At 61.6% G+C, this 24,318-nt stretch carries 14 protein-coding genes; 9 read left to right on the top strand and 5 right to left on the bottom strand.

The window, feature by feature from the left end; all coding sequences use genetic code 11:
• The first annotated feature begins 40 nt into the window (after window positions 1–40).
• From EOE18_RS11975 to bglB, 3 genes are all read left to right on the top strand, one after another.
• Window positions 41–355 (top strand): L-rhamnose mutarotase, encoded by a 315-nt coding sequence (locus EOE18_RS11975; protein ID WP_127709792.1) that lies wholly within the window; start codon window positions 41–43, stop codon window positions 353–355.
• A gap of 5 nt (window positions 356–360) precedes the next feature.
• The gene (locus EOE18_RS11970; RefSeq protein ID WP_127709790.1) at window positions 361–3,330 is read left to right on the top strand and encodes a beta-galactosidase; all 2,970 of its coding nucleotides are present in this window, start codon (window positions 361–363) and stop codon (window positions 3,328–3,330) included.
• Window positions 3,331–3,399: 69 nt separating this feature from the next.
• Window positions 3,400–4,446, top strand: a complete 1,047-nt coding sequence (gene bglB / locus EOE18_RS11965; RefSeq protein ID WP_342772664.1) for a beta-galactosidase BglB — start codon at window positions 3,400–3,402, stop codon at window positions 4,444–4,446.
• 75 nt (window positions 4,447–4,521) lie between these two features.
• On the opposite strand, the gene EOE18_RS11960 is transcribed toward bglB, so the two are convergent.
• The gene (locus EOE18_RS11960; RefSeq protein ID WP_127709786.1) at window positions 4,522–5,328 is read right to left on the bottom strand and encodes a rhamnogalacturonan acetylesterase; all 807 of its coding nucleotides are present in this window, start codon (window positions 5,326–5,328) and stop codon (window positions 4,522–4,524) included.
• On the bottom strand, window positions 5,325–6,818 hold the full coding sequence (locus tag EOE18_RS11955; protein ID WP_127709784.1) for an MFS transporter: 1,494 nt from the start codon (window positions 6,816–6,818) through the stop codon (window positions 5,325–5,327). Before EOE18_RS11955 ends, EOE18_RS11960 begins: the two co-directional genes overlap by 4 nt.
• 140 nt (window positions 6,819–6,958) lie before the next feature.
• Between EOE18_RS11955 and EOE18_RS11950 the strand changes: the two genes are divergently transcribed.
• On the top strand, window positions 6,959–8,284 hold the full coding sequence (locus EOE18_RS11950; protein ID WP_127709782.1) for an oligogalacturonate lyase family protein: 1,326 nt from the start codon (window positions 6,959–6,961) through the stop codon (window positions 8,282–8,284).
• A gap of 45 nt (window positions 8,285–8,329) precedes the next feature.
• Here the strand turns inward: EOE18_RS11950 and EOE18_RS11945 are convergent, their stop codons facing one another.
• The 3 genes from EOE18_RS11945 to EOE18_RS11935 are packed head-to-tail and all read right to left on the bottom strand — an operon-like array spanning window position 8,330 to window position 14,519.
• Window positions 8,330–11,014, bottom strand: coding sequence for an exo-rhamnogalacturonan lyase family protein (locus tag EOE18_RS11945; protein ID WP_127709780.1), 2,685 nt, complete (start codon window positions 11,012–11,014; stop codon window positions 8,330–8,332).
• The gene (locus EOE18_RS11940; RefSeq protein WP_127709778.1) at window positions 11,011–11,673 is read right to left on the bottom strand and encodes a DUF6250 domain-containing protein; all 663 of its coding nucleotides are present in this window, start codon (window positions 11,671–11,673) and stop codon (window positions 11,011–11,013) included. Before EOE18_RS11940 ends, EOE18_RS11945 begins: the two co-directional genes overlap by 4 nt.
• Before the next feature lie 32 nt (window positions 11,674–11,705).
• Complete coding sequence (locus tag EOE18_RS11935; protein ID WP_127709776.1) at window positions 11,706–14,519, bottom strand: TonB-dependent receptor; 2,814 nt, start codon at window positions 14,517–14,519, stop codon at window positions 11,706–11,708.
• A gap of 545 nt (window positions 14,520–15,064) precedes the next feature.
• Here EOE18_RS11935 and EOE18_RS11930 point away from each other — a divergent pair.
• From EOE18_RS11930 to EOE18_RS11910, 5 genes are all read left to right on the top strand, one after another.
• Entirely contained in the window at window positions 15,065–17,302 is a 2,238-nt protein-coding gene (locus EOE18_RS11930; RefSeq protein ID WP_246027416.1) for a TonB-dependent receptor, read from the top strand.
• Between the two features lie 133 nt (window positions 17,303–17,435).
• The gene (locus tag EOE18_RS11925) at window positions 17,436–19,334 is read left to right on the top strand and encodes a glycoside hydrolase family 2 protein (protein ID WP_127709775.1); all 1,899 of its coding nucleotides are present in this window, start codon (window positions 17,436–17,438) and stop codon (window positions 19,332–19,334) included.
• Window positions 19,331–20,242 (top strand): alpha/beta hydrolase, encoded by a 912-nt coding sequence (locus tag EOE18_RS11920; RefSeq protein ID WP_127709773.1) that lies wholly within the window; start codon window positions 19,331–19,333, stop codon window positions 20,240–20,242. The genes EOE18_RS11925 and EOE18_RS11920 overlap by 4 nt, the downstream gene beginning before the upstream one ends.
• A 3-nt stretch (window positions 20,243–20,245) precedes the next feature.
• Window positions 20,246–22,936 carry a glycoside hydrolase family 2 TIM barrel-domain containing protein gene (locus EOE18_RS11915; protein WP_246027415.1) on the top strand — a complete coding sequence of 897 codons (2,691 nt, stop codon included), beginning with the start codon at window positions 20,246–20,248 and terminating at the stop codon, window positions 22,934–22,936.
• Window positions 22,937–22,999: 63 nt separating this feature from the next.
• Window positions 23,000–24,250 (top strand): MFS transporter, encoded by a 1,251-nt coding sequence (locus EOE18_RS11910; RefSeq protein WP_127709771.1) that lies wholly within the window; start codon window positions 23,000–23,002, stop codon window positions 24,248–24,250.
• Window positions 24,251–24,318: the final 68 nt, after the last annotated feature.

Genomic DNA, 24,318 nt, shown 5'->3' with positions numbered 1-24,318 from the left:
CGCAATCAATGTGCATAATGCGGAATTCTTGGGAGGCGATATGGAACAGCTGGCATTCAGGATGCAGCTCTTGCCCGGCATGGTGGACGAATATCGCAAAAGGCATGACGAGATCTGGCCCGAGCTGGTGGATCTGCTGCATGAGGCAGGCATCAGCGATTATTCGATCTTTCTGGATGAAGAGACGCTGGCGCTGTTTGCCGTTCTGCGGCTGAGCGAGGGCAACCAGCGCGAGAGCCTGCCGCAATCGCCGGTGATGCAGCGCTGGTGGGCCTCCATGGCCCCTTTGATGCAGGTGCAGTCGGATAATCGCCCTTGCGAATGGCCGCTCGTCCCCATGTTCCACATGGCCTGATGGCGATGGATTTTCGCCCCCTTTTGTTGGCCGGTTCGGCGCTCGCCTTGGCCCCCATGGCGCAGGCGCAAACCGCCTTGCCGCCCGTGGCGCCCGCGCCGGTGCAGCAATTTGGCCGCGTGTCCTTTGATCAGCGTTCGCTGATGATCGATGGTCGGCGTGTGCCGATCTGGGCGGCGGAATTCCACCCCTATCGCCTGCCAAGCCCCGACTTGTGGCGCGATGTGCTGCAAAAGCTGAAGGCCAGCGGTTTCAACACGGTTACCTTCTATTTCGACTGGTCCTATCACAGCCCTAAACAGGGCGAGCTGGACTTTGCCGGCATCCGCGACATGGAACGCGCCATCACCATGGCGGGCGAGGAGGGGCTTTATGTCATCACCCGCGTTGGCCCCTATGTGAATGCGGAATTGGCGCGGGGGGGCTTTCCCGGCTGGCTGAACAATCAAAAGGCGCGGGCGCGCACTGATGATCCGGACTATCTGAAAGCGGCGGATGAATGGTTGGCAGCCATCGATGCCATTGTCGCGCGGCACCAGATCAATGGCGCGCATGGTCCGGTCATCCTGCACCAGATCGAGAACGAGCTGTCCCAGACCAGCCCTGTCCATCGCCGCTATATGGACCATCTTTATGCCGTGACGCGCAGCCATGGCATCACCGTGCCGATTTTCCACAATGATCAGGGGCGCAACGGGCAATGGGTGCCCGATGGATCGCCAGTCTCCGGTGTGGTCCATGGTCCGGTCGATATGTATGCGTTTGACGGCTATCCGGGGGGCACCTGCACCGCCGATGGCAAAGTCTCGCGCGGTAATGGCGCGCCGGACTGGGGCTATTATGGCACGGGCGGCGCGCGGGGAGGGGCTACCGCCTCGCCCGCCACGCCGGGCTTTCTGGCCGAGATTGGCGGTGGCTGGTTTGATTATTGGGGGTCAAACGGCATCTATGCCTGCAATGCGCAGCAAACGGGCGCGGGCTATGGGCGGCTGTTCTATGGCACCAATCTGGCGAATGGCATCAGCCTGCAAAGCATCTATATGGGCTATGGCGGCACATCATGGGGCTGGCTGCCCGCGCCGGTGGTGTTCACCTCCTATGACTATGGCGCGGCCATTGCCGAGGACCGCTCCCTGCGCGAAAAGGCGCTGGCGCTAAAGCCCATTGGTGGCACGCTGGCCGCCTTGCCGGAATTGGCCGCGATGGTGCCTGCGCAAAAGCTGGTGCCATCCTCCGATGCGATTAGGCTCTATCACAATCGCAGCCCAGAAACGGACACGCGCTTCATTCTGGCCACGCATCAGGCGGGCCATTGGACGGATGACACCAGCTTCACCTTTGCCGCCGATCTGCCCGACGGGCATTACCGGTTTCCGCCGATCCGGCTGAATGGCTATGATGCCAAATGGATTGTGGCGGGGGCTGATCTGGCGGGGCAAAGGCTGGTTTACACCACCAGCCAGATCCAGACCGCGCAGGCCAAGCTGCTGCTGCTGATTGGCCGCAAGGATGAGGCGGGGCGGATTGTGCTGCGCTATGGCTCGCGGCCTGTGGTCAAGGCGCCGGCAGGCGTTGGCGTCACTTGGGATGCGGCGCGGGGTGATCTGGTGCTGGATTACACGCATGGCCCGCTGGCCACGGTGGAGATCAGCGGCGGCGGGCGTTCGGCGGTCACTTTGCTGTTGGGCGATGATGCGGCTGGTGCGGCTTGCTGGCAGGCCGATGGCGTGCTGGCTTGTGGGCCTGCCTTGTTGCGCCATGCGGTGAAGAAGGGCGGCACGCTGGCCTTAACCGGCGATACATTGGCGCCAAGTCCTTTACGCGTCTGGACGCAGGCCGCGCGCGTGACATGGAATGGTGCGCCAGTGGCGATGCGCGCGGCGGCGGGCAAAGCGCTGGAGGCAGTAGCGCCTCTGGCTGGCCCTGCGCCGATTGACCTGCCGGTCTTGCAAAACTGGCGCATGGCCGAAGGCACGCCCGAAGCCTTGCCAGCCTTCGATGACCACACATGGCAGCGCATCGACCATCGCGCCGATGCCAGCCAGAGCCAGAAGCCCGCCGGACAGCCGACCCTGACCATGGACCCCTATGGTTTCCACGAGGGCGATGTCTGGTATCGCGCCCGTTTCAAGGGCGATGCCAATGCCCAGCGTCTCAGCCTGACCTATGGCGCGGGCGGGGCGGGGATGGTGCAAGTGTTTCTCGACGGGCGCCTGATCGGTCAGCAGGATTTGCCCGCTGCCATGCCGCGCCCGATCACCACCGGCAATCTGACCTTGGCCATGCCCGATATGGCCCGCGCCGCTGGGGATCATGTGCTGTCGGTCATGGTGCGCAACAATGGGCACAATTGGGATCTGACCGCGATGGACGAGCATAAGGAAGGGCGCGGGCTGATCGCGGCCTCGCTCGAACCTTTGGCGGGGCCAGCGTTTGCCGTGTCGCTCGACTGGCGCATTCAGGGCCGCAGCGGAGGCGAGGATTTTGCCGATCGCACGCGCGGCACGCCCAACAATGGCGGGCAATTTGGCGAACGGATGGGCTGGCATCTTCCCGGTTTTGATGATCGCCAGTGGTGCGCCACCGGACCTGCTTTGCCGCAGGGCGCGGCGGGCACCAATTGGTATCGCACAAACGTAAAGCTGAATGTGCCCAAGGGGCAGGATGCCACGCTGGCGCTGGCCTTTGGCGACACAGCCAAGCCGCGTTCGGCGGCGCAATATAAAGTGCTGATCTTCGTCAACGGCTGGAACATGGGGCAATTCATCGCCCATGTCGGCCCACAGCGGATTTTCCCGATCCCCGAAGGCATCCTCAATCATCGCGGGGCCAACACGATTGCTTTGGCCGTCACCAGCGACGGCAACCCCGCCAATGCGCCCGAAACGGTGCGCCTTATCACCTTGCAAAACCGCCGTGGCGGCGTGGATGTGGCGCAAGTTGCCGCGCCCGCCACCCTGCCGGTATCGAATTGAGAAATGGAGAAAAGAGTGTCTGCAAACCTGCCTGAACGCGCCGAGTTAATCGGCCTGATCCATCGTTTGATGGACAATCTCGTGTCGATCCATGACGAGACCGGCGAGTTCCTGCTGCGGCTGGAAGATGGCCGTGTGATTGACACCAAGGGCTGGAATGGCTGGGAATGGACCCATGGCATCGGCCTGTTCGGCATGTGGCGCTATTTTGAACAGACCGGCGATGAAAAGGCGCTGGGCATTATCCGTCAGTGGTTTTTGGACCAATTGCCACGCGGCACGACCAAGAATATCAACACGGTCTCGCCTTTCCTGACTTTGGCCAATCTGTATGAGCGCGAGCCCAATGCCGACTGGCTGGCCCAGATCGAGGAATGGGCCGAGTGGCTGATGGCGCCCGATGGCTTGCCCAAGACCGAGGAAGGCGGGTTCCAGCACATCGTCTATAATGATGAAAACCCCGGCGAAATGTGGGATGACACGCTGATGATGAGCGTGTTGCCGCTGGCGCGTTTTGGCCAATTGCTGAACCGCCCGCATTATATCGAGGAGGCCAAGCGCCAGTTCCTCGTGCATATCAAATATCTGTTCGATACCAAGACCGGCCTGTGGTTCCACGGCTGGGATTTCAACGGGCGGCATAATTTCGCAGGCGCTTTGTGGGCGCGCGGCAATTGCTGGATCACGATTGCCATTCCTGAAATCATCGAATTGCTGGACCTGCCCGAAGGCGATGCTTTCCGCACTTTCCTGATCGATACTTTGGCGGCGCAGGTGAAGACTTTGGCTTCCACGCAGGCGGAGAATGGCCTGTGGCACACGCTGGTGATAGACCCGACTTCCTATCTGGAAGCCTCGGCCACGGCGGGCTTTGCCTATGGTATCCTGAAGGGTGTGCGTATGGGCCTGCTGGACCCTGCCTATGAGGCGGTGGGTCTGAAGGCTTTGCAGGGCGTGATCGACCACATCAACGATGATGGCGAGTTGACGCAGGTGTCTTTCGGCACGGCAATGGGCGATACGATGCAGTTCTACAAGGATATCGCGCTCACCTCCATGCCCTATGGCCAGAGCCTTGCGATCTGCGCTTTGGGTGAGGCTTTGCAGCGTCGTTAAGCGACAATTGGGCAAAGGAAAGGGCGGCGGGACCGAGATGGCTCCGCCGCCCTTTTTGCGCCTGCCGGTGAGAGGTTAGTGGCAGGCGTAGGAACCCAGTGGCGTTGTGCGCTCCAGATCGGGGCGCTGGGGCAAAACCGTCTTGGCGGCTGGCACGGAAAGGCCCGCCAATTGCTCGGCCACCAGATGCGCCATAGCGCGTGCGCCCAACTCGGTAAAATGGGTGTCGTCGGCCAGCCCCGCGGCAAAGGCGGGATAGGCCTTGGGCGCGAGGTTCATATACAGCGCCTTGGCATTATCCGCCCCGATCCGGTCCAGCATATTGCGCGATGCGCCCTCCAGATCGATGATGGGCGTCTGGGTCAATGCTGCCAATTCGCGCATCACGGCGGAATATTCGGCAAAATCGGCCCGCGCCTTGCCTGTCGCATCAAACGAACGCCGCGCCACTGGTGTGACCAGCACAGGGAAAGCGCCAGCCCCGCGCGTTTGCCAAATGAAGCGCAGCAGATTGTCGCGATACATGGCCGGATCGGCAAAACGTTCCGGTTTGGCCTTGGTGGCGTCATTATGGCCGAACTGGATCAGCACTGTATCGCCCTTTTGCAACTCGCCCATCAGGCGGTCCCAGCGGCCTTCATTGATAAAGCTCTTGGTCGAGCGGCCGCCGATGGCGCGGTTGATGACGGCCACTTGCGGGGCGAGGCCGCAGCCCAGAAACTGGCCCCAGCCAGCTTGCGGATAGCGGGCCTTGTAATAGGTCTGCACCGTGGAATCGCCCGCCAGCAGGATGCGCGGGGCGGGCTCCTTTGGTCCTTGCTTTGGCGCAGGTGCCGCCGCGATGGACAAGCTGGCCCCTGCCAGCAGCAACAGGCGCTTCATGCCTTTTCTCCCACAGGGTTGCGGCCCCAGAGCTGGTCATAATCCCAGCCTGCCAGATCCTCGACCACTGCCTTGGCTTGCGGGCTGGTGGGTTCTGTCTCACCGCTGCGCAAATGTTCGATTTCGGCCATCAACACATCATGCGTGGCGCGGTTCAGGCGGAAACGGGTGGATACCGCAATGCCAAAGCTGAGCATCGCCCAAGTGCCGATACCCATCACCAGCACCAGCGTCAGGATCGCCCCGTCGCTTTGCGTAGCGGCTTTGGGGGCAAAGCCGCCCCAATCCATCAACAGACCCACCAGCGCCACGGCGGCGGCCTGGGTTGCCTTGCGGATAAAGGTCATTACGCCGGCAAAAGAGCCTTCGCGGCGGCGGCCGGTAACAATCTCGTCCACATCGGCCATGTAATTATAGGTGGCCCAGGGGATGTAATTGAGCGCCCCGCGGCCCATGCCCACCAGACCCATGCCGATCCAGATCCAGCCTGATGTGGCGGGCAGCCCCGCCCACCACAGGCCGATCAGCGCCACCACGCCCAGTGCGAAACACACCGCCGCCATGCGATAGGCCTGTGCAGGGCTGGCACGCAGGGCCATGCGGATGGCCAGCATCACCGCGCCCAATTGCACAATATACATCGTGCCCAGCAGGCCGGAGGCAACTTGGGTGGAACCGGCCAGCGCAAAGATCACAAAGAAGGTGAAAGCCGCGTTGAAAATATCCTGACTGATATAGCCGCCCAGATACATGCCCAGATGCAGGCGAAAGGCGCGGATACGCAAGGTGGAGGACAGGTTGCGCCACAGGCGCTTGATGGGCGACACGCCGGTGGGCGCGGGCTGGGCATCGCGCTGGCGTTCCCAGCTGAAAGCATAGAGGAAACCCGCCGTGGCCATGAATAGCCCTGCGAAAATGGCGCCCATAACGAAGAAGGTGTTGGGACTGTCACGCCCCAGCCAGTTGATCAGCCATAGCGGCAAAAAGCCCGCCAGAATGGCCGAGCCCTGCGCGAAAAGGATGCGCACGCCGGCGAATTTCGCCTTGGTGGCAAAGTCGCTGGCCATTTCGGCGGCCAGCGTTTCATAGGGGATCACTTCGAGCGCATAGGTCAGTTCGAACAGCACATAGGAAACGAGGTAATACCAGAAGGTCTGCCCCGGCAGCCACATCAGAGCAAAGCTGGGCAGCAGCGGGATCGCCGCCAGCACAAAGAAGCGCCGCCGTCCGAAACGACGCCCCAGCGCGAAACGGTCGAAATGGTCAGAGATATGCCCGATGGTGGGCGAGGCAAAAGCATCCAGAATGCGCGCCACGGCAAAGATCAGCGCGGCCTGCCCTGCGGAAAGGCCGCAGAACTTGGTGTAGAAAATCAGCACCCATGCCGAGATGACCGCCATCGAGCCTGCGCCCAGCACGTCATTGGCGCCATAGGCGATGAAATTGATCGCGCGGACCGGTCTTGGGCTGGTGCCTGCCGGATTGGCCATATCATCCTCTTCCCCGAGCCTGTTCACCTGCTGGTCTGGCTCGCCTAAAAATTCACATTGTGATCATGGTGTATACTATGTAAAACGAAACCAACAAGCGGCAATGATGCGCCGCAAGGCATATATCGGGAGAATATCAGATGGGCTTGCGCCGCATTTCCAGCCTTTTGGCCGCCGGAGCCATGCTCTTGGCACCCGCCGCCATGGCCGCTCCCGCCAGGGAATGGGTAGATGCCGACACCGGCCATCGCATCGTCCGAATCAGCACGCAGGGCGGCACCTCCAACCTTTATTTCACGCAAAGCGCCTTTACCCCCAAGGGCGACAAGATGGTGATCAAGACGCCCGACGGGATCAGTGTTGTCTCCATGGCCGACTGGTCGGTCAAGCTGCTGGTGCCCGGCCCCCATCTCAACCTGCTGTTCACCGGACACAAGAGCCGCAACGCCTATTACGCCAGTCGCGCGCGCGATGATGCGGGCGGGCCGTTTCAGGTCTATGCGGTGGATGTCGACACCGGCAAGGTGAAGAAAGTGGCCGATGTGGCGGGTGGCTCGATCGGCTCGATCAATGCCGATGAAACGCTGCTCTTGGGCCAATTTACTTTGCCGCCCGCCAAGGTGAACCCCGATGGCACGCTGATCCGCCCCGATCAGGGCAATACCTCGGTGGTGGGCGGCAACAATTATGCCGAGAACAAGCCCGACGGCACGCCCTATACCTATGCCGATGCCAAGACCCGCGCCTTGCACCGCAGGTTGCAGGCGGGCTTTCCGATGGAAGTGTTCACCCACAATCTGGTGACCGGCGAGCGCAAGGTCATCGTGGCCAGCAAGGACTGGCTCAACCATGTGCAATTTTCCCCCACCGATCCGGCCCTGATCATGTATTGCCATGAAGGGCCATGGCACGAGGTGGACCGCATCTGGACCATCCGCATCGATGGCACGGGCAAGCAATTGGTCCATGCTCGCACGATGAACAACGAGATCGCGGGCCATGAATTCTTCAGCCCCGATGGCGAGACGATCTGGTATGATCTGCAAACCCCGCGCGGTCAGGTGTTCTGGCTGGCGGGCTATAATGTGCGGACCGGCAAGCGCACATGGTATCATGTCGAGCGCAACCAATGGTCGGTGCATTACAACCAGTCGCCCGATTTCAAACTGTTTACCGGCGATGGCGGCGATAGCGAGATGGTGGCCCATGCGCCCGATGGCAAATGGCTTTATCTGTTCACCCCGCGCGCGATTGGCGATGATGCCGAAATCCCCACGGCGGACGCGGAAAAGCTGATCGTGCCGGGTTACTTCGACCAGGAGAAGCTGGTGAACATGCGCGGCAACAATTACAAGACCGAGCCGAACATGACCTTCACCCCCGATGGCAAATGGATCATTTTCCGCGCCAATTTCGAAGGCACCACCCACACCTATGCGGTGGAAGTGGCCAAGGTGGCCAAGTGATGCTTGCCCCTCCCGCTGGATGATCCGGCGGGAGGGGGCAGAGGTTTAGCGCCGGGGTTCCTGCGGGCTGTTGCGATGGGCGGGGATGCGCGCCGTGTCGATCTGCGGCCCCGCCAAGGCCAGCATCTGGATCGCGGCCAGCCCCCATTGCGCGGCGGCATTGGTGGACAGGCGCGGCCATTCCACCTGATTACCCAGCTTGACGCGCGGGTCGTGGTCCCATGTGCCAAGCCCTTCATCGCCGGAGAAGAATTCCTCCACCGCGCGGGCCATTAAAGCCTCGTCCTTGCGGGCGCGGGCGGCATAGGCGGTCATGCGGGCATAGGCCTCGCGCAGGTTGCGCGCACCAAAGGGCGGGCCGAATTTGGCCAGATAGTCGGGCTTTGGCGCATTATACCATTGGCAGAATTCTACCCATGCCTGCCGGTATGCGGGCAGATCGATCAGATCTATCAATTCGGCATTGATCTCTGTGGCGCCAAACACGGAGGAGAGATGGCTGATCGCTATCTCTTCGCCCTTGCCCAGAAAGCGGTGGGTGGATGGATCATAAGGCGCGCCGCCGGTCAGCCAGCCATGTTTCATCGCGCCAATGCTGGTCATGCCCGCTACCAGCCTGTCGCGCCACTGGCGCTGTCCTGTGCGCTCCCACTGGGTCAGCCACGCCCCTGCCACCGCCGTCCAGCTGGGGCCAAAGCCCATTTCAAACGTGCCTTTCGGGCCGGTATAGGGCTTGGCATTGGGCACTTTGCGGCCAATCTCCACATGGTCCAGCGTGCGGTCGCTATCGACCATATCGGCAATCAGATCGCCCACGCGATCATCGGCGGTGAGGTAGAAATAGATGCGGCGATAGATGGCGTTGGACACGCGGGGCTGTTTGGAACTGTCGCCCCAATGCTGCACCCCGTGGCGCGTGCCAAGCCCCTTGAACCGGCCAAGGTGATAGGTGTCCACCTCGCTGGTATGGCGCGTCATCGCCTCGGCCAGACGGAAAGGTTGGGCTGCGCCAGTGCGCAGGGCCTGATACCACAGCCACAGATCGGGCGAGAGTTCGCTATTGTCCCATGCAAAGCCGCCGATGTCATAGCGCCATTGGTGCCGGTCGGCATCATAGGTGTGCATGATGTCACCATGGTTCCAGAAACCATACCAGCTGCGCCGGTCCACTTCGCCGGCATAGAAATTGACGAGGCGCTCCAATTGGTCCTCGACAATCGTGCGGTTGGGGCTTGAACGGTCGGGCAGGGACCAGTCTCCGAACACGCCTGCCTTGTACAAATCTTCGGGCGCGGCCATCAGGCGGGGGGAGGCGGCATTGGCATCGGCCATGGCTTGCAGCGTGGCGGCATCGGGCGTGGCGGCGCAGGCCCAGAGCGTCAGCTCGTGGGTTTTGGCAATGCCGGTGGCGCTGTCCCAGCCCGGTTCGTAATCCTCGTAAGTGATGTCCAGACCCGCATTTTGCGCGTCATAACCCTCCATGCCATTGACCCCGCGCCAAGGACGCAGGTCCATCGGTTCGGCGCGGGGGCTCCATAGCCATGCGGTCAGACTGGCTTGGTCGCTAGCAGCGTGCTCGATGGCCATGGCGCTGGGATAGGTTTGCCAGAACCAGCGCTGCGCCAAGGCCGCGCCGCCGCTAGGCCCGCCGACATAGCCCAGACCCGATGCGCGATGGCCAGCGGTAGAGCCGACCCATGCATGGCCTTCGGTGGTGCGCTTTTCGATGCGATAGCCATCGGCATTGGGCTGCTCCAGCCAGAAATCGCTCCATGTGGGGATATAGTCCAGCTTGTCGCGCACCACAGCGGCCATTTGCGCCAAGGGTGGCGTGGCGCGGCCTTCGACCTGCGCCTGCCGGAAAGCCACGCCCGGATCGCGGCGCAGGCCGGTCAGCGGGCGCACGGCTTCGGCAAACAGCGGACCATCGCCGACTAGACGGATATGGCGGTCATGCGGGGCATCGCGCATCGGCACGCCAACGCGCAGGCCAATAGCGGCCAACGTGTCCTGCGAAGGGTTGCCGTCATAGATGAAGCTATGCACGACGCGCAGATGTTGTCCGCCCGCATAGGCATAGAAGCGCAGGGTAAAGGGCAGGCTGGCGCCTTGGCCTTGGCGGTGGAGGCCTTCCACTTTGACTACGGCGCGGATTGGCCCGCTTTGCTCCAGCGTGACTTGCGTGATGGTTCCGGTAAAACTCTGATCGGCCGCCATCTGGCCCACCAGCGTTACCGGCCCCATCACGCTCCGCCCGCCAATGCTGGCCGAGCGGATGAGTATGTTGCCCGATTTGGCGAAATCCCATGTCACCCCGCCACAGGTGAGGCGCAGGCTGTCCGCGCTCTGTTCGATGCGGATCGGATCGTCGGGGGCGGGGCCTTGCTGGTTGGGGGGGATGGTGATGTCATCCGGCACCGCCTGACCCGAACTGGCAGGCAGGGCATGGGCGGTCCATTTTACCGAGCCATCGGGCCAAAAGGCCAAGGGCCAGCTTTGGGCGGGGATGGGCTTGCCACCCGATGCCACGGCGAAGCTGGCCTTGCGCGAGAGGGTGCCGCGCGGCCATGCCATGCCGAAACTATGACCCAGATCGAGGGCGGGGCGATTTTCCAGCCAGCGGGCTTTCGCAGGCTTTGCCACGGGCGCGGCCTGCGCCACATCGGGTAACAGGCTGGCGGCAGGGATCAGGCTGGCGAATTTGAGAGCATCGCGGCGGGTGGCGGTCATGGCTGGGCCTTTATCGGGGTGATGGTCAGGCGGCGGATCAGCAGGTGGCTCCATGTGGTGCGCAGGCCAAACCATCCGGCGGTGTAGGGGGCTGGGTCGTCCAGCGTGAACAGGCGGTTGCCATCGCGATCCACCGTGATGGTCTGGCCATCGGCGGTCAGCGTGATCTGCGTCCAGCGGTTGGGGATCAGCAGCGCATCCTTGCGGTCATGCTGCGGCAGCAGGGGGCGCTCGCCCGGTTTGGCAATATAGCGGCGCAGGCGGGTGGTGCTGTTGCGGTTGCCGCCTATGCCCACGTAATAGGTTTGGAGCGTGTCATAAGCCTCGAACTTGCCATCGCGCTGGCCAATGGGGTTGCCGCCATTGGCATCGCTAGCCATCCAGAAAGCGTTGAGGTCGCTCACGCTGTCATTGGGGCCGCCCTTGGCCACCATTCGCGCCTCAAACCGGATGCGGATGGGGGAGGCAAGCTTTGGACGATACCAGAGGGTAAAGCCCTTGGGGGTGTCGATCTTGATCCGGTGGCCTTGGATGCGCAATCGGGAGGTCGCCTCGGCCTCTGCGCTCCAGTCGGCGGGGTTGAAATCCCGCGCCAGAGCGGCAGGGGCCGACAGCAGAAAGGCAGCGCCCGACAGGAGCCGTGAAATGCATCCTGCCATGCGCTGCCTCCCTCTTGTTTGGTCAGACCAGTTTACAGTTTGCCGCGCAGGCCAAAGTAAACACGGCGGCCAAAGGTTTCCACCGTCGACACGCGATAGGTGCTTTCTTCATCCTCGGTGCGCTGGGCATTGGTGATGTTCACCAGATCGACAAAGGCGGTCAGATGGCTGCCGATCTTCACGCTGGCCGAGGCATCCCACTGGCCATAGGCATGGCCAAAGGCGTTGAGATTGTCGCGCTCCAGCCCGATATTATAGCGCGAGCGCCAGTTATAGGAAACGCGGGCCGACAGGCGATCATCCTCGTAATAGACCGAGGTGTTGAAGCTGTGGCGCGACAGGCCGGGGAAGCCAAGCGCCACGCCCGAGTAATAGCCCACCGTCGAGAAGCCCGAATCCTTGGCATAGGTGTAATTGGCCGAGGCACCGGTATGCTTGAGCGGGCCGGGCAGGAAGCTGAAGGCAAATTGCGAGCCCAGTTCCAGACCATTGATCTGCACCGGAGCAGGGCTGTTCTTATACGTGGTGATCACATAGGTCTGGCCGTTGAAATCCTCCGATGTGGCCAGGCGATAGGGGAAGCCGTTGATATCCTTGCGCCACAAGGTTGCCGACAGATAGTTCAGCTTGCTGACATACCATTCCAGCCCGAGGTCATATTGCTGCGCGGTATAGGGGCGCAGATCGGGATTGCCGCGCGAGCCGGTCAGCGCGGTGGAATTGAGCGAGAGCGAGGGCGTGATCTTGGACAGATCGGGCGCGGCGGCAACCTTGGTGGCCGTGGCGCGCAGGATCAGCTTGTTGTCCACCAGGGCGTAACGCAAGTTGGCGCTGGGCAAGACATAGGTGGAGTTGCCGGTATAGGCCACGGGGGCAAAGGTGCCCGCCACGGTGTTGATCTTGTAACCGGTGGACAAAGTCTTGAAGTTGATGCCGCGTGCGCCGATCACCAGATCCAGATTGCGCCCGAACAGGTCAAAGCCCAGCTTGGCCGAGACATAGCCCGCCAAATTCTTTTGCCGCACATCATAGGTGGCGCCCGGCGACCAGCTGGAAGCTCCCGTAGCATCGGGAATCCCCGCCGCATTGGCCACCGCCATGCCCATGTTCATCCAGCGCGAATAGCCGTTGAAGCCCAGATTGCCGGTGTTGAAGAAATTGTGATCACCAAGGTCATAATGGCTCACGATGCTCTGGATCTGCGACAGGATCGCCGCATTGGTGCCGGTGGAGGACACCGCATCCACCGCCGAACCGGTTACCCAAGTACGGTTGGTGATCGAGCCTACGCCTGCGGTGGAGGTGTAGCCATTATAGGTGACGGTTGCGTCATGATAGATCGAGTTCAGCTTGGTAATGCGGCGCTGAACCCCGAATTTGATCGACTTTACAAAGCCGTCCAGCTTGTATTCGCCATCGAATTGCAGGTTCTTTTCGGTCTGCAGGTTAAGGCGCGGCTTGTGCTGGATCTGGAAATTGTTGATGCCGGTGGGCGAGGTGGGATCGGCCGACATGCCGATCTGGGGCGCGCCAGAGGCATTGCGGTAATCGACCGAGATATAGGTCAGGCCATATTGGTTGGCGACCGTGTCGATTTCGTCATTATAGGCGCGGGCCCATGAATAGCCGCCGCGTGCCTTCAGCGTCAGGCGGTCGGTCGCCTGCCATTGCGCGCCCAACTGGCCGGTAAAGCTCTGGCGGTCGATCGTGCCCAGAATGTTGCGATAGGTGACGCCAAGGCCGCTGGTGCTGGTGGGGTTGGTGGTGGCGGGGGCGACGAATTTGACATAGTCGGCGGCATTGCCGGCATTGATCACTGTGCTGGGGTCCAGCGTCAGCGCGGTGGTTTGTGCGCCAAACGTGGTCATCTGCATCAACTGGCTGTTCAGTGTTTGCAGGCCGCGCGTATAGGTCGTGTCGAGGTTCAGCTTGAACTTGTCCGACGGGCGCCATTCGATGATATTGTTCAGCGCATAACGCTCGGTGCTTTCGCGATACATGGCATAGCGCGGGATATCGGGATAGAAATCACCGCTGCCATCGCCATTGAGATCGGTACAGCCGGTCTGCACGGTCTGGCTGCAAGTGGCGGCTGCTGCGCCCACCTTGCGCACATTGCGCCAACCGGTGGTCTTGGCCTGATCATACCACAGGCTGCGCTTTTCATAGGTGGCCGACAGCTGGATGCCCAAAGTGTCATTGGCAAACAGGCGGCTGCCGATCAGCGCGACTTTCGGGTCCAGACGGTTGCCCAGCGTGCCGTAAACGCCCTGAACCGAACCGGCCAGATAGCCCGCCTTGCTGTCAAACGGGCGGCGGGTGACGATCCGCACCGTGCCGCCAAGCCCGCCTTCGGTCATGTCGGCGGTGGCGGATTTGACCACTTCAAGGCGGCTGATGAATTCGGCGGGAATGTCGCGGAATTCCACCGCAGGGTTGGTGGCCGCGCCAGCCACATCGGCGGCAAAGGTCGACAATTGCGACTGGCCGTTCACTTCCACGCGGATCAGGCCGGGGTCAACGCCGCGGATCGACACGGAGGAGCCTTCGCCACCTGCGCGGCTGATCTGTACGCCGGTGATGCGCTGTAGCGCTTCGCCAATGTTCTTGTCGGGGAATTTGCCAACATCCTCGGCCGAGATGGCGTCGATCACCTGATCGGAATTACGCTTGGTGTTCAGCGCATTGGCAAGGCTCTGGCGGATGCCCGACACGATGATGGCAGGGTCTGACGGAGCATTGTTGGCGGGGGCGGCGGTCTGCGCCGATGCCGCGGCAGAGAGCATGGTGGTGCCCAGCGCAAGCACGGATGCGCTGCGGCGCCAAATGCCGGAGTGTGAGGTCATCAATCGATCCTTCCCTGTACGGTTTTGTCGCACCGTTCATAATGTGAACTTAATGGGCGTTTTATGAAACTTTATCGACAAGGTTTGGTTGGCGCAAGAGGGCTTTGCTTAATTTTGCATGAAGCAATGTTTGCGGATTCTCATGATGGGAAAATCTGTCTGGCCAGATGGTGTACCTTGCTTGATGGGCGCCTTGGGGAATGGGGTGGTTGTGTCACGCCAAACAGGTAAGGCCAAAATTGGCCTTGCAGGTCGGGCGCCGTTTCGAGGCTGGATTGTGCTCATTGGCCTGATTTCCGGGGGTGATGCGGGGTTGAATAGGCGCGTTCATCCGGCATTTGGATGTCGCGCATGGGTATGCGCAAGGATTTGTGCATAAATTGGTATGACAATGGCATCGGTTTTGTGTTGTAGCCAATTTGCCGCAGTCTTCATGGTAAATGGCCGGATCACGTGTAAATTGGCCTTGCCTTTGGTTAGGCCAGTTTATAAGGTGGGGTCATTGAAGATCGGGCTATGTGGTCCGACGCAACCCAGGGGATGTTATGAAGGGTTTCCAGAACTCCGTTGGCCTTGGTGCCATGGTGGTCGCCATGGGCATGATGGCCCAGCCTGCTTTCGCCCAGACGCAAGCCGCGCCCAAGGCTGATGCAGGCGAGATTATCGTGACCGCGCAAAAGCGCGCCGAAAACGTGCAGAACGTGCCGCTGGCCGTTACGGTGCTCGGCTCGGGTCAGCTGGCTGCTGCCGGTGTGCGTCAGTTTCAGGACCTTGGCGCTGTCTCGCCTTCCTTGACGATCCGCCCCGCCGAACACCCCGTAAACGCCAACGTGTCGCTGCGCGGCGTGGGCACCTTTGCCTTTGGTATCGGCGTCGAACCCAGCGTGGCCGTGATGGTGGACGAAGTGCCGCTGGCGTTTCAGGCCCGCGCTTTCACCGATCTGCCTGACGTAGAGCGTATCGAAGTGCTGCGCGGTCCCCAGTCGACCCTGTATGGCAAGGCGGCTTCGGCTGGTCTGATCAATATCATCACCCGCAACCCGACCAGCGAGTTGAAGGTGCGCGCCAATGCCACCCTGACCGCTGACAATGAATATGGCGCCAATTTCTCGGTTTCCGGCCCGATCAGCCCCACCTTGGGCTATGTGGTGTCGGGTGCCTATTCCAAGTGGAAGGGCAATGTCACCAACCTGTTCAACGGGCAGAAGCTGAACGGCCGCGAATCGGGCAATATGCGTGCCAAGCTGCGTTGGGAGCCGACCTCGGACGCTTCGATCACGCTGTCGCTCAACTATATGAACGGCAACACCAATGTTGGCCGTCCGATCGTCTATCAGGCTGCGGGCGCTCTGTTCCGTGGCGGCGCGGGCGTAACCATTGCCACCGCTTTGCCCGGTGTGACCGCTGGTGCCGATAACCAGAACGTCAGCATCAATTACACCTCGCGCACCAAGTATCAGGGCGGCGGCGGCAACATCCGCGGCGAATTCCAGTTGGGCGATCACTCGCTGGTGACGATCACCTCCTATGACAAGTTCCGTCTGGACGACTATTTCGACTCCGACGAAACCGCTCAGAGCGCAGCAGCCTATACCAACGTCCAGATCGGTACGTTCAAATCGACCCTGTTCACGCAGGAAGTACGCCTGCTCTCGGATGGTTCGAAGCCTTTCCGCTATACGCTGGGTGCTTACTACGCCAATGTGGACTTTGAGCGTCCCTTCTATCGCGGTCCTGCCTTCTCGCTGGCCAACTGGAATGCCACGTCGAAGTCCAGCCAGATTGCCGCTTTCGTGCAGTCGGACTGGAACTTCCTGCCCAATGCCACGCTGACCACCGGCGGCCGTATTCAGAACGAAAGCATCGGCTATACGTTCCACGATATCCAGAACGGCAGCGCCCGCTTCAGCGGCACGGCACAGGACACCGCGGCTACCTACCGCGCCAGCCTGCGCTATGAATTCACCCCGCGTGTCAATGCCTTCCTGACCTATTCGACCGGTTACAAGGGCCAGACCTATGACTTGACCACCGGCTTTAACTCGGGCCGCGCTAATGCTGGTCCGATCAAGCCTGAAACCTCGCGTGACATCGAATTTGGCGTCCGTTCGCAACTGTTTGACCGCAAGGTCACGCTGAACGTTACCTATTTCGACACCACCTACAAAAACCTGCAGGCGCAGACGATTGAGACCATCGATAACGTCCAGAACTTCCGCCTGACCAATGTGGGTAAGCTGGGCACGCATGGTGTCGAAGTGGATGCTGGCTATCGTCCCAGCAGCAATTTCAACTTCAACAGCTCGTTTGCGCTGCTGGATGCCAAATATCTGTCCTTCCCCGCTGCCCAGTGCTTTGCTGGCCAGACAGCCGCGCAGGGCTGTTTTGTCGGCACGCCTTCCAGCCAGAACCTGACCGGCACCCGCGCGGTGCAGGCGCCTGCCTTCAAGACCTCGATCACGGCGGAATATACGCCCCAGATCAAGGATGGCCTGCGCGGTCTGGCTCAGGTTAACCTGCAGCACCAGAGCAGCGTCTATTATGCCGCCCGCGATCCCCAGACCTTCCAGAAGGCCTATTCGATCGTGAACCTCAACCTTGGCCTGCGTGCCGAGGACAAGCGCTGGGAAGTGACCGGCTTCGTCAACAACCTGTTTGACAAGCAATACTATCCCTCGCTGATCAACAACAATGGCAGCTGGGGCGGGGCGATGACGACCCAAGCCATCCTGCCGCGTGACTTCCGTCGCTATGCCGGTATTCGCGCCAGCCTGAACTTCTAATATCCCATCACAAGGGGGCCGGATGGCATAGGCTGTCCGGCCCCTTTTCCTGTCCAACATCCGCCATGGGGGCGGCTTTCTGCAAGCCCCGCCGCAAGAGAGCAGGGCCAGAACATTCATTATCGGAGACGGTATGCGTAAGGCTTTTGCATTGGGAGCGGTGGCGGTGGCCCTTGTAGCGGGCAGTCACACTATTCTGGCCGAAACAGCGGGAAGTAACCTGCCCTTGGCCACGGTAGACAGTGAGCCATTGCTCGTGTCGGCGGATATGCGCGACGGGCAGGACCTGTCGGGCACGTGGAATTGGTCGATCGATCCCTACCGCTCCGGCATTGCCGGTTTCCATGGCGAAACGCCCGATCGCGGCCAGCAGCGCTGGCTGGACATCGATGTGCGCAAGACCATGGCCCAAGACAACCGCATCATGTTCGAATTCGACATGGCCCATGCGCAAACCACCGCATTGCCCGGTTCATGGTTGGCCGCTTCGCCAGAGTTGCGCCATTATCAGGGGCTGGTGTGGTACCAGCGCCATTTTGATGCGCCCGCTTCGCGCAAGGGGCGCTATTTCCTGCGCTTTGGCGCGGCCAATTATGCCACCACCGTTTATATCAATGGCCAGCCTCTGGGGCGGCATGAGGGCGGCTTTACGCCCTTTGCCTTTGAAGTGACCAAGCAGTTGCGCGATGGTGACAACCAGATCACCTTCGCCGTGGATTCGCAGGCCAGTGCCAACACGGTTCCGCCCACTGTTACCGATTGGGAAAATTACGGCGGCGCCACGCGCGGCATCCGTCTGGTCCACACGCCCGACACTTATGTGGACAGCGCTTGGGTGCGCCTGACCAAAGATGGCAAGCTGGCCGTGGACGCGCATCTGGATGGCGCGGCGGCGGCGGGTCAGGCGGTGCGGTTGAAGGTTGCTGGCCTGCCGGTGGATCTGACCGGCAAGACCGATGCCCATGGCGACTGGAAAGCCACGATGGCGGCCCCGCGTGCCTTGGTGCGCTGGTCGCCGGAAAAGCCGCAGCTTTATGATGTCAGCCTGAGCGCAGGCGAGGACGAGTGGCATGACCGCGTCGGCTTCCGCACCATCGAGCGCAAGGGCGCGGATATTCTGCTCAATGGCAAGCCGGTGTTCCTGCGCGGCATTTCCATGCATGAGGAGGAAATCAGCCCCAATCCCGCCCGCATTATCACGCCGGACAATGCCCGCGCTTTGCTGGGCGAGATCAAGAACGGGCTGCATGGCAATTATGTGCGCCTTTCGCATTACCCCCATTCCGAAGTGATGACCCGCGTGGCCGACGAATTGGGCCTGCTGGTGTGGAGCGAGGTTCCCGTCTACTGGATGGTGGCTTGGGAAAACGCGGGCACTCTGGCCAGCGCCCGCAATATGCTGGCCGAGAATATTCTGCGTGACCGCAACCGCGCCTCGGTGGTGATCTGGAGCGTTGCCAATGAAACGCCGGTCAATGACGCCCGCAACGCCTTCCTGCGCACTTTGGTGGGCGATGTACGCCGTCTGGACCCAACCCGTCTGGTCAGTGCGGCTTTGCTGGTGGAGCGGGACAAGGGCGCTGCCGTGCCGACCATGACCATGGCGGACCCGCTGGCCGCCGATCTGGATGTGCTCTCCATCAACACCTATAATGGTTGGTACACGCCCGACCGCCTGGCCGAATTGCCCAAGAGCGTGTGGAATGTCCCCGCCGACAAGCCCTTGGTCTTTTCCGAATTTGGCGCCGATGCCAAGGCAGGCTTCCATAGTGCGACCAATTTGCAGAAATTTTCCGAAGAATTTCAGGCCGAATATTACCGTCAGACTCTGGCCATGGCTGACCGCGTGCCGAGTTTGCGCGGCATGTCGCCATGGATCTTGAAGGATTTCCGTTCGCCCCGCCGCCAGAACCCCGATTTCCAGATGGGCTGGAACCGCAAGGGGCTGATTTCGGAAACTGGCCAGCATAAACAAGCCTTTGATGTACTGGCAGGCTATTATGCCGCCAAGGCGGAAGGGAAGGGCAAATGAAACGTCTCGCTTGGGCAAGCCTGTTCTGGGCCACATCGGCCATGGCTGCGCCGGGGGCATGGGTGGATGGCGTGTTGCCGGTCAACAATCCGCCGGTGATGCCTGCGGTGGATCTGCCCGTATCGTTGCCCCGCGCAAACCCTGCGCATGAGGCGTGGGCGCAGCAAACGCCCGACCAGCGTCTGGTTTATAATGTGGTGACGCCGCAAATCCTGCCATGGCCCAGCAGCCTGCCCAAGGATGCGACGGCCCCTGCGGTCTTGCTGGTGCCGGGCGGGGGGTATCAATTCCTCGCCATGGACAATGAAGGCTTTGACGTTGCCAAGCGCCTCGACAAACAAGGCGTGCGGGTGTTCATCGTCAAATATCGCACCCTGCCGCTGCCTGACAGTTTCGCCGGTTTCAAGAATGCCTTGGCGGGCCTGTTCCAGCGTGGCGAGCGGCCTGCCAGCGACAATCGCCCCTATGCCGTGGCCGATACACAGGCGGCCATCCGCTATGTGCGGGGCAAGGCCGCGGCGCTGCATGTCGATCCGGCCAAGGTGGGCATTCTGGGCTTTTCGGCAGGGGCAATGACGGTGCTGGCCACCACGCAGGCCAATGCTGTCGATGCGCGCCCCGATTTCGTCGGCATGGTCTATGGCCCCACGCAGAGCAGCGATGTGCCGCCCAAGGCGCCGCCTTTGTTTGCGGTGATCGCCGCCGATGACCGTTTTTTCAAGGATCAGGACCTGAGCTTGATCCATAACTGGCGCCTGTCGGGCAGCGGGGTGGAGTTCCATCTCTATAGCGCGGGCGGCCATGGTTTTGCCTCGCAGCCCAATGGCACCACCAGCGATGCATGGTTCGATCAATTCGCGCTGTGGATGAAGGCCAGTGGTATTACTGCGAAAAGTGACAGGAAGTAACACATGAAAAAGCACGTGATGATGCAGGCCGCCAGCTTGGCCATGGCCATGGTTCTGGCCCAGCCTTTCTCCGCCTATGCTGCCGCCCCGAAAAAAGCGGCCGCGCCTGTGGCGCAAGGGCGCATCATCACGTCTTTGGCCGATGGCTGGCGCTTTCTGGGCGATGAAGCGCCACCAGAGGCGATCCAGCCCGACTTTGCCGATGGCCAGTGGCAGCAGGTTTCTGTGCCCCATACCTGGAACAGCGTGGGCTATTACCATCACCAACTGGGCGGCAAGAATACCGCGGCCAGCGTGAACAAGCGTCAGGGCGCGGGCTGGTATCGCCTGCGTTTTGATGTGCCTGCCGATCAGGCCAACCGCCGCCAATGGCTGGAATTCGATGCGGCAAGCCGCGTGGCCAAGGTCTGGCTCAACGGGCAATATCTGGGCGAACATCGCGGGGGTTTCTCGCGCTTCCGTCTGGACGCCACGCCTGCCTTGCGCGTGGGCCAGTCCAATGTGCTGGTGGTACGCGTCGACAACACCCAGCCTGCGGCGGGTAGCGCCACGGCGGATGTCCTGCCCCTGTTTGGCGACTTTTTCGTGCATGGCGGCCTCTATCGCCCCGTGCGCCTGATCAGCACTGCGCCTTTGCATGTGGATATGGGCGATTTTGGCGGGGCGGGCCTTTACGCCACGACCACGCAGGTGAACGAGCAGGGCGCGAAACTGGCGGTCAAGCTGCGTCTGGCCAATGATGGCGCCAAGGAAGCCAAGGCGCAGGTGCGCTTGACGTTGCTCGATGCCGTTGGAGCTGCCGTGGCCAATGCCAATCTGGCGCAAGGCGTGGCTTCGGGCAAGCCGGTGGAACTGGCCAGTGAACTCACCCTTGCCAATCCGCATTTGTGGCAGGGCGTCGATGATCCCTATCTCTATCGCCTGCGCGCCGAAGTGATCGCCGCTGATGGGGCGGTGGTCGATACGGTGGAACAGAATATCGGCATCCGCACCATGCGCTTTGATGCGGACAAGGGCTTCCTGCTCAATGGCAAGCCTTACAAGCTGCGCGGCGTTGGCTATCATCAGGACCGCGATGGCAAGGGCTGGGCGATCTCGGCGCAGGATATCGAGGAGGATGTGGCGACCCTGCGCGATATGGGCGTCAATTCCATCCGCCTGACCCATTATCAGCACGGGCAGGTGATCCATGATCTGGCCGACCGTACCGGCATGATCCTGTGGGATGAAGTGCCGCTGGTGTCGGCATGGACCGTGGGGGGCAAGCTGGAGCCGGAGGCGAGCCTTGTAGCCAATGCGCGCCAGCAACTGACCGAATTGATCCGCCAGAATACCAACCACCCCGCCACCGCGATCTGGAGCATTGCCAACGAGGTGGACTTTGGCAATTCGTTGCCCGCCTTTGTGTCGGGCCGCAAGGATGGCAAGACGCCCGATCCGATGCCTTTGCTGGGCCAGTTGCAGGCCTTGGCCAAGGCCGAGGACCCTTTGCGCCCCACCGCTCTGGCCACCTGTTGCGAAGGGCGTCTGTTCGGCGCGGATGTGGCCATTCCCGAAGTGGCTCCGGCGGCGGATCTGGGCGGGGCGAACCGCTATTTCGGATGGTATTTCGGCAAGGCGGGCGATCTGGGCCCGCAACTGGACAGGTTGCATGCCAAACGCCCTGCGCAGCCTTTGTCGGTGACCGAATATGGCGCGGGCGGGGCTTTGACCATCCACACCGACAATGTGTTGGGCGGCTTGCCGGATTCACGTGGCAGCGCCCAGCCTGAGGAATATGAAGGCTATATCCACGAAACCGCCTTGGCCCAGATTGAGGCGCGGCCCTATCTCTATGCCAGCTGGCTGTGGAACTCCTTCGACTTTGCCACCACCGTCCGCACCGAAGGCGATGCGCAGGATATCAACACCAAGGGTCTGGTCGCCTATGACCACAAGACCCGCAAGGATGTCTGGTATTTCTATCGCGCCAATTGGAGCGGCAAGCCGACCCTGCGCCTGACGGGGCGCCGCTATGTGGACCGCGCGCTGCCGCTGGCCGATGTGAAGGTCTATAGCAACCTGCCGACGACCGAATTGTTGCTCAATGGCCGCTCGCTGGGCACGCGCCAGAATTGCCCGCAGAGCATTTGCGTGTGGCCCGCCGTGGCGCTGGATGCTGGCGAGAACAAGCTGGTGGCCAAGGGCGGCGATCTGACCGATGCAATCGTGTGGAATTTGGCGCCTGAGCGTAAGCAGCATTTTGCCATCGACAGCGGCGCTTTGGTGGCGGCGCGGAGCAAGGACCGCCTGTTGGGTTCTGACACCTGGTTTGAAGGCGGCGAGGTGGCCTCGCTGGATCGCCCCGCCGATTTCGGCCGCGCGCCCCAGCCAGCGCGGATTGACGGTACGCCTGACCGTGATGCTGTGGCCACCTATCGTCAGGGCAGCTTTGCCTATCACATCCCCGCCGCCGCCGGACGTTACAAGGTGACCTTGTGGTTTGCCGCTGGCGAGGGCGTGCCCAAGGGCGCCTTTGACGTGGCGGTCAATGGCAAGCCGCGCCTCAAAGGCTTTGAACCCAAGGCACCCGCCACGGGCATAGGCGCAGTGGCACAGAGCTTTACCGTGACCTCGCGCGGGATGATCGATCTGGCTTTCGCAGCGGGCAGCGCGCCCGCCCGCGTCTCGCTGATCGAAATCGACGCGCAGTAATTTGCGGGCGAGGGGGCTAAGCGCCTGCCTCGCCCATTTTCTGTCTATACGAAGGATTATCCCATGCCGCGTGCCATCAAACATTTGCGCTGGTGGATTATCGGGCTGGTCACGCTGGGCACGGTGCTGAACTATCTGGCGCGCTCCACGCTGTCGGTGGCCGCCCCCGCGATTAAGGCTGATCTGCATATCACCACGCAGCAATATAGCTGGGTGGTGATGGCGTTTCAGGCCAGCTATACCGTGATGCAGACTGTGGCCGGGGCCGTGCTGGACTCGCTGGGCACGCGGCTCGGCTTTATGATCTTTGCCGTGGGCTGGGCTGTGGCCAATGCGCTGCATGCCCTATCGGGCGGCTGGGTCGGGCTGGCCTTCTTCCGCGGCTTGCTGGGCGCCAATGAAGCGGCGGCTATCCCTGCCGGTACCAAGGTGGTGTCCGAATGGTTCCCCGCGCGGGAAAGGTCTTTGGCGACCAGCGCTTTCCAGATGGGCACCAGCCTTGGCAATATGATCGCCCCGCCTTTGGTGGCTTTCTGCATTCTGTGGTGGGGCTGGCGCTCGGCCTTTGTCGTGTCGGGGCTGCTCAGTCTGGTGTGGTCGCTGGGCTGGTGGGTCTGCTATCGTCGCCCGCAGGAACATGCGCGGCTGGGTGATGACGAACGCGCCCTGATCGAGCAGGGGCAGCAGGTGGAGGCGGAAGTCGCCCCCGCTACGGGCCGGATGGCCATGCTGCGCGATCGTCATTTCTGGGCGATTGCCGTGCCGCGCTTCTTTGCCGAACCGGCGTGGCAGACCTTCAACTTCTTCATCCCGCTCTATCTGGTCAGCGTGTGGAAGCTGGATTTGAAAGCGGTGGCTTTATGGGCTTGGATGCCCTTCCTTGCCGCCGATTTCGGTTCGCTGGCGGCGGGGGTGTTGCCCGGTTGGCTGATCCGGCGCGGTTCGGGCATTATCGCCTCGCGCAAGATTTCCATGAGCTGTGGCGCCTTGCTGATGGTGGGGCCAGCCTGCATCGGGCTGGTGTCGACGCCGACGATGGCGATCATGCTGTTCTGCGTTGGCGGCTTTGCGCATCAGATGCTCAATGGCGCTTTGATTACGCTGTGTTCCGACCTGTTCCCCGGACGGCAAGTGGCCACGGCCAGCGGCATGACCGGATCGGCGGCATGGATCGGGGGTATCCTGTTCACCTTCCTGATCGGACAGAGCGCGGATACTTTCGGCTATAATCCCCTGTTTGTCAGCCTTGCCGCGCTGGACTTGCTGGGCTGTGCTGCCTTGTGGTGGATGATGGCAGGGCGTCGGCGCGACTGACGCTGTTATCTTTGGCGCATGAAAAAGGCCGGTTCGCGTGGAGGCAAACGCGGACCGGCCTTTTTGTT

The organism is Novosphingobium umbonatum (genome assembly GCF_004005905.1).
Classification (GTDB): domain Bacteria; phylum Pseudomonadota; class Alphaproteobacteria; order Sphingomonadales; family Sphingomonadaceae; genus Novosphingobium; species Novosphingobium umbonatum.
The sequence above is the reverse complement of the archived record's forward strand: the minus strand, read 5'-3'. Positions and strand labels throughout refer to the sequence as shown.

What these genes read in the sequence shown, in the direction of transcription:
- EOE18_RS11975 (WP_127709792.1), top strand. Translation starts at nt 41, where the DNA reads ATGGAACAGCTGGCATTCAGGATGCAGCTCTTGCCCGGCATGGTGGAC.
- EOE18_RS11970 (WP_127709790.1), top strand. Translation starts at nt 361, where the DNA reads ATGGATTTTCGCCCCCTTTTGTTGGCCGGTTCGGCGCTCGCCTTGGCC.
- bglB (WP_342772664.1), top strand. Translation starts at nt 3,400, where the DNA reads ATGGACAATCTCGTGTCGATCCATGACGAGACCGGCGAGTTCCTGCTG.
- EOE18_RS11960 (WP_127709786.1), bottom strand. Translation starts at nt 5,328, where the DNA reads ATGAAGCGCCTGTTGCTGCTGGCAGGGGCCAGCTTGTCCATCGCGGCG.
- EOE18_RS11955 (WP_127709784.1), bottom strand. Translation starts at nt 6,818, where the DNA reads ATGGCCAATCCGGCAGGCACCAGCCCAAGACCGGTCCGCGCGATCAAT.
- EOE18_RS11950 (WP_127709782.1), top strand. Translation starts at nt 6,959, where the DNA reads ATGGGCTTGCGCCGCATTTCCAGCCTTTTGGCCGCCGGAGCCATGCTC.
- EOE18_RS11945 (WP_127709780.1), bottom strand. Translation starts at nt 11,014, where the DNA reads ATGACCGCCACCCGCCGCGATGCTCTCAAATTCGCCAGCCTGATCCCT.
- EOE18_RS11940 (WP_127709778.1), bottom strand. Translation starts at nt 11,673, where the DNA reads ATGGCAGGATGCATTTCACGGCTCCTGTCGGGCGCTGCCTTTCTGCTG.
- EOE18_RS11935 (WP_127709776.1), bottom strand. Translation starts at nt 14,519, where the DNA reads ATGACCTCACACTCCGGCATTTGGCGCCGCAGCGCATCCGTGCTTGCG.
- EOE18_RS11930 (WP_246027416.1), top strand. Translation starts at nt 15,065, where the DNA reads ATGAAGGGTTTCCAGAACTCCGTTGGCCTTGGTGCCATGGTGGTCGCC.
- EOE18_RS11925 (WP_127709775.1), top strand. Translation starts at nt 17,436, where the DNA reads ATGCGTAAGGCTTTTGCATTGGGAGCGGTGGCGGTGGCCCTTGTAGCG.
- EOE18_RS11920 (WP_127709773.1), top strand. Translation starts at nt 19,331, where the DNA reads ATGAAACGTCTCGCTTGGGCAAGCCTGTTCTGGGCCACATCGGCCATG.
- EOE18_RS11915 (WP_246027415.1), top strand. Translation starts at nt 20,246, where the DNA reads ATGAAAAAGCACGTGATGATGCAGGCCGCCAGCTTGGCCATGGCCATG.
- EOE18_RS11910 (WP_127709771.1), top strand. Translation starts at nt 23,000, where the DNA reads ATGCCGCGTGCCATCAAACATTTGCGCTGGTGGATTATCGGGCTGGTC.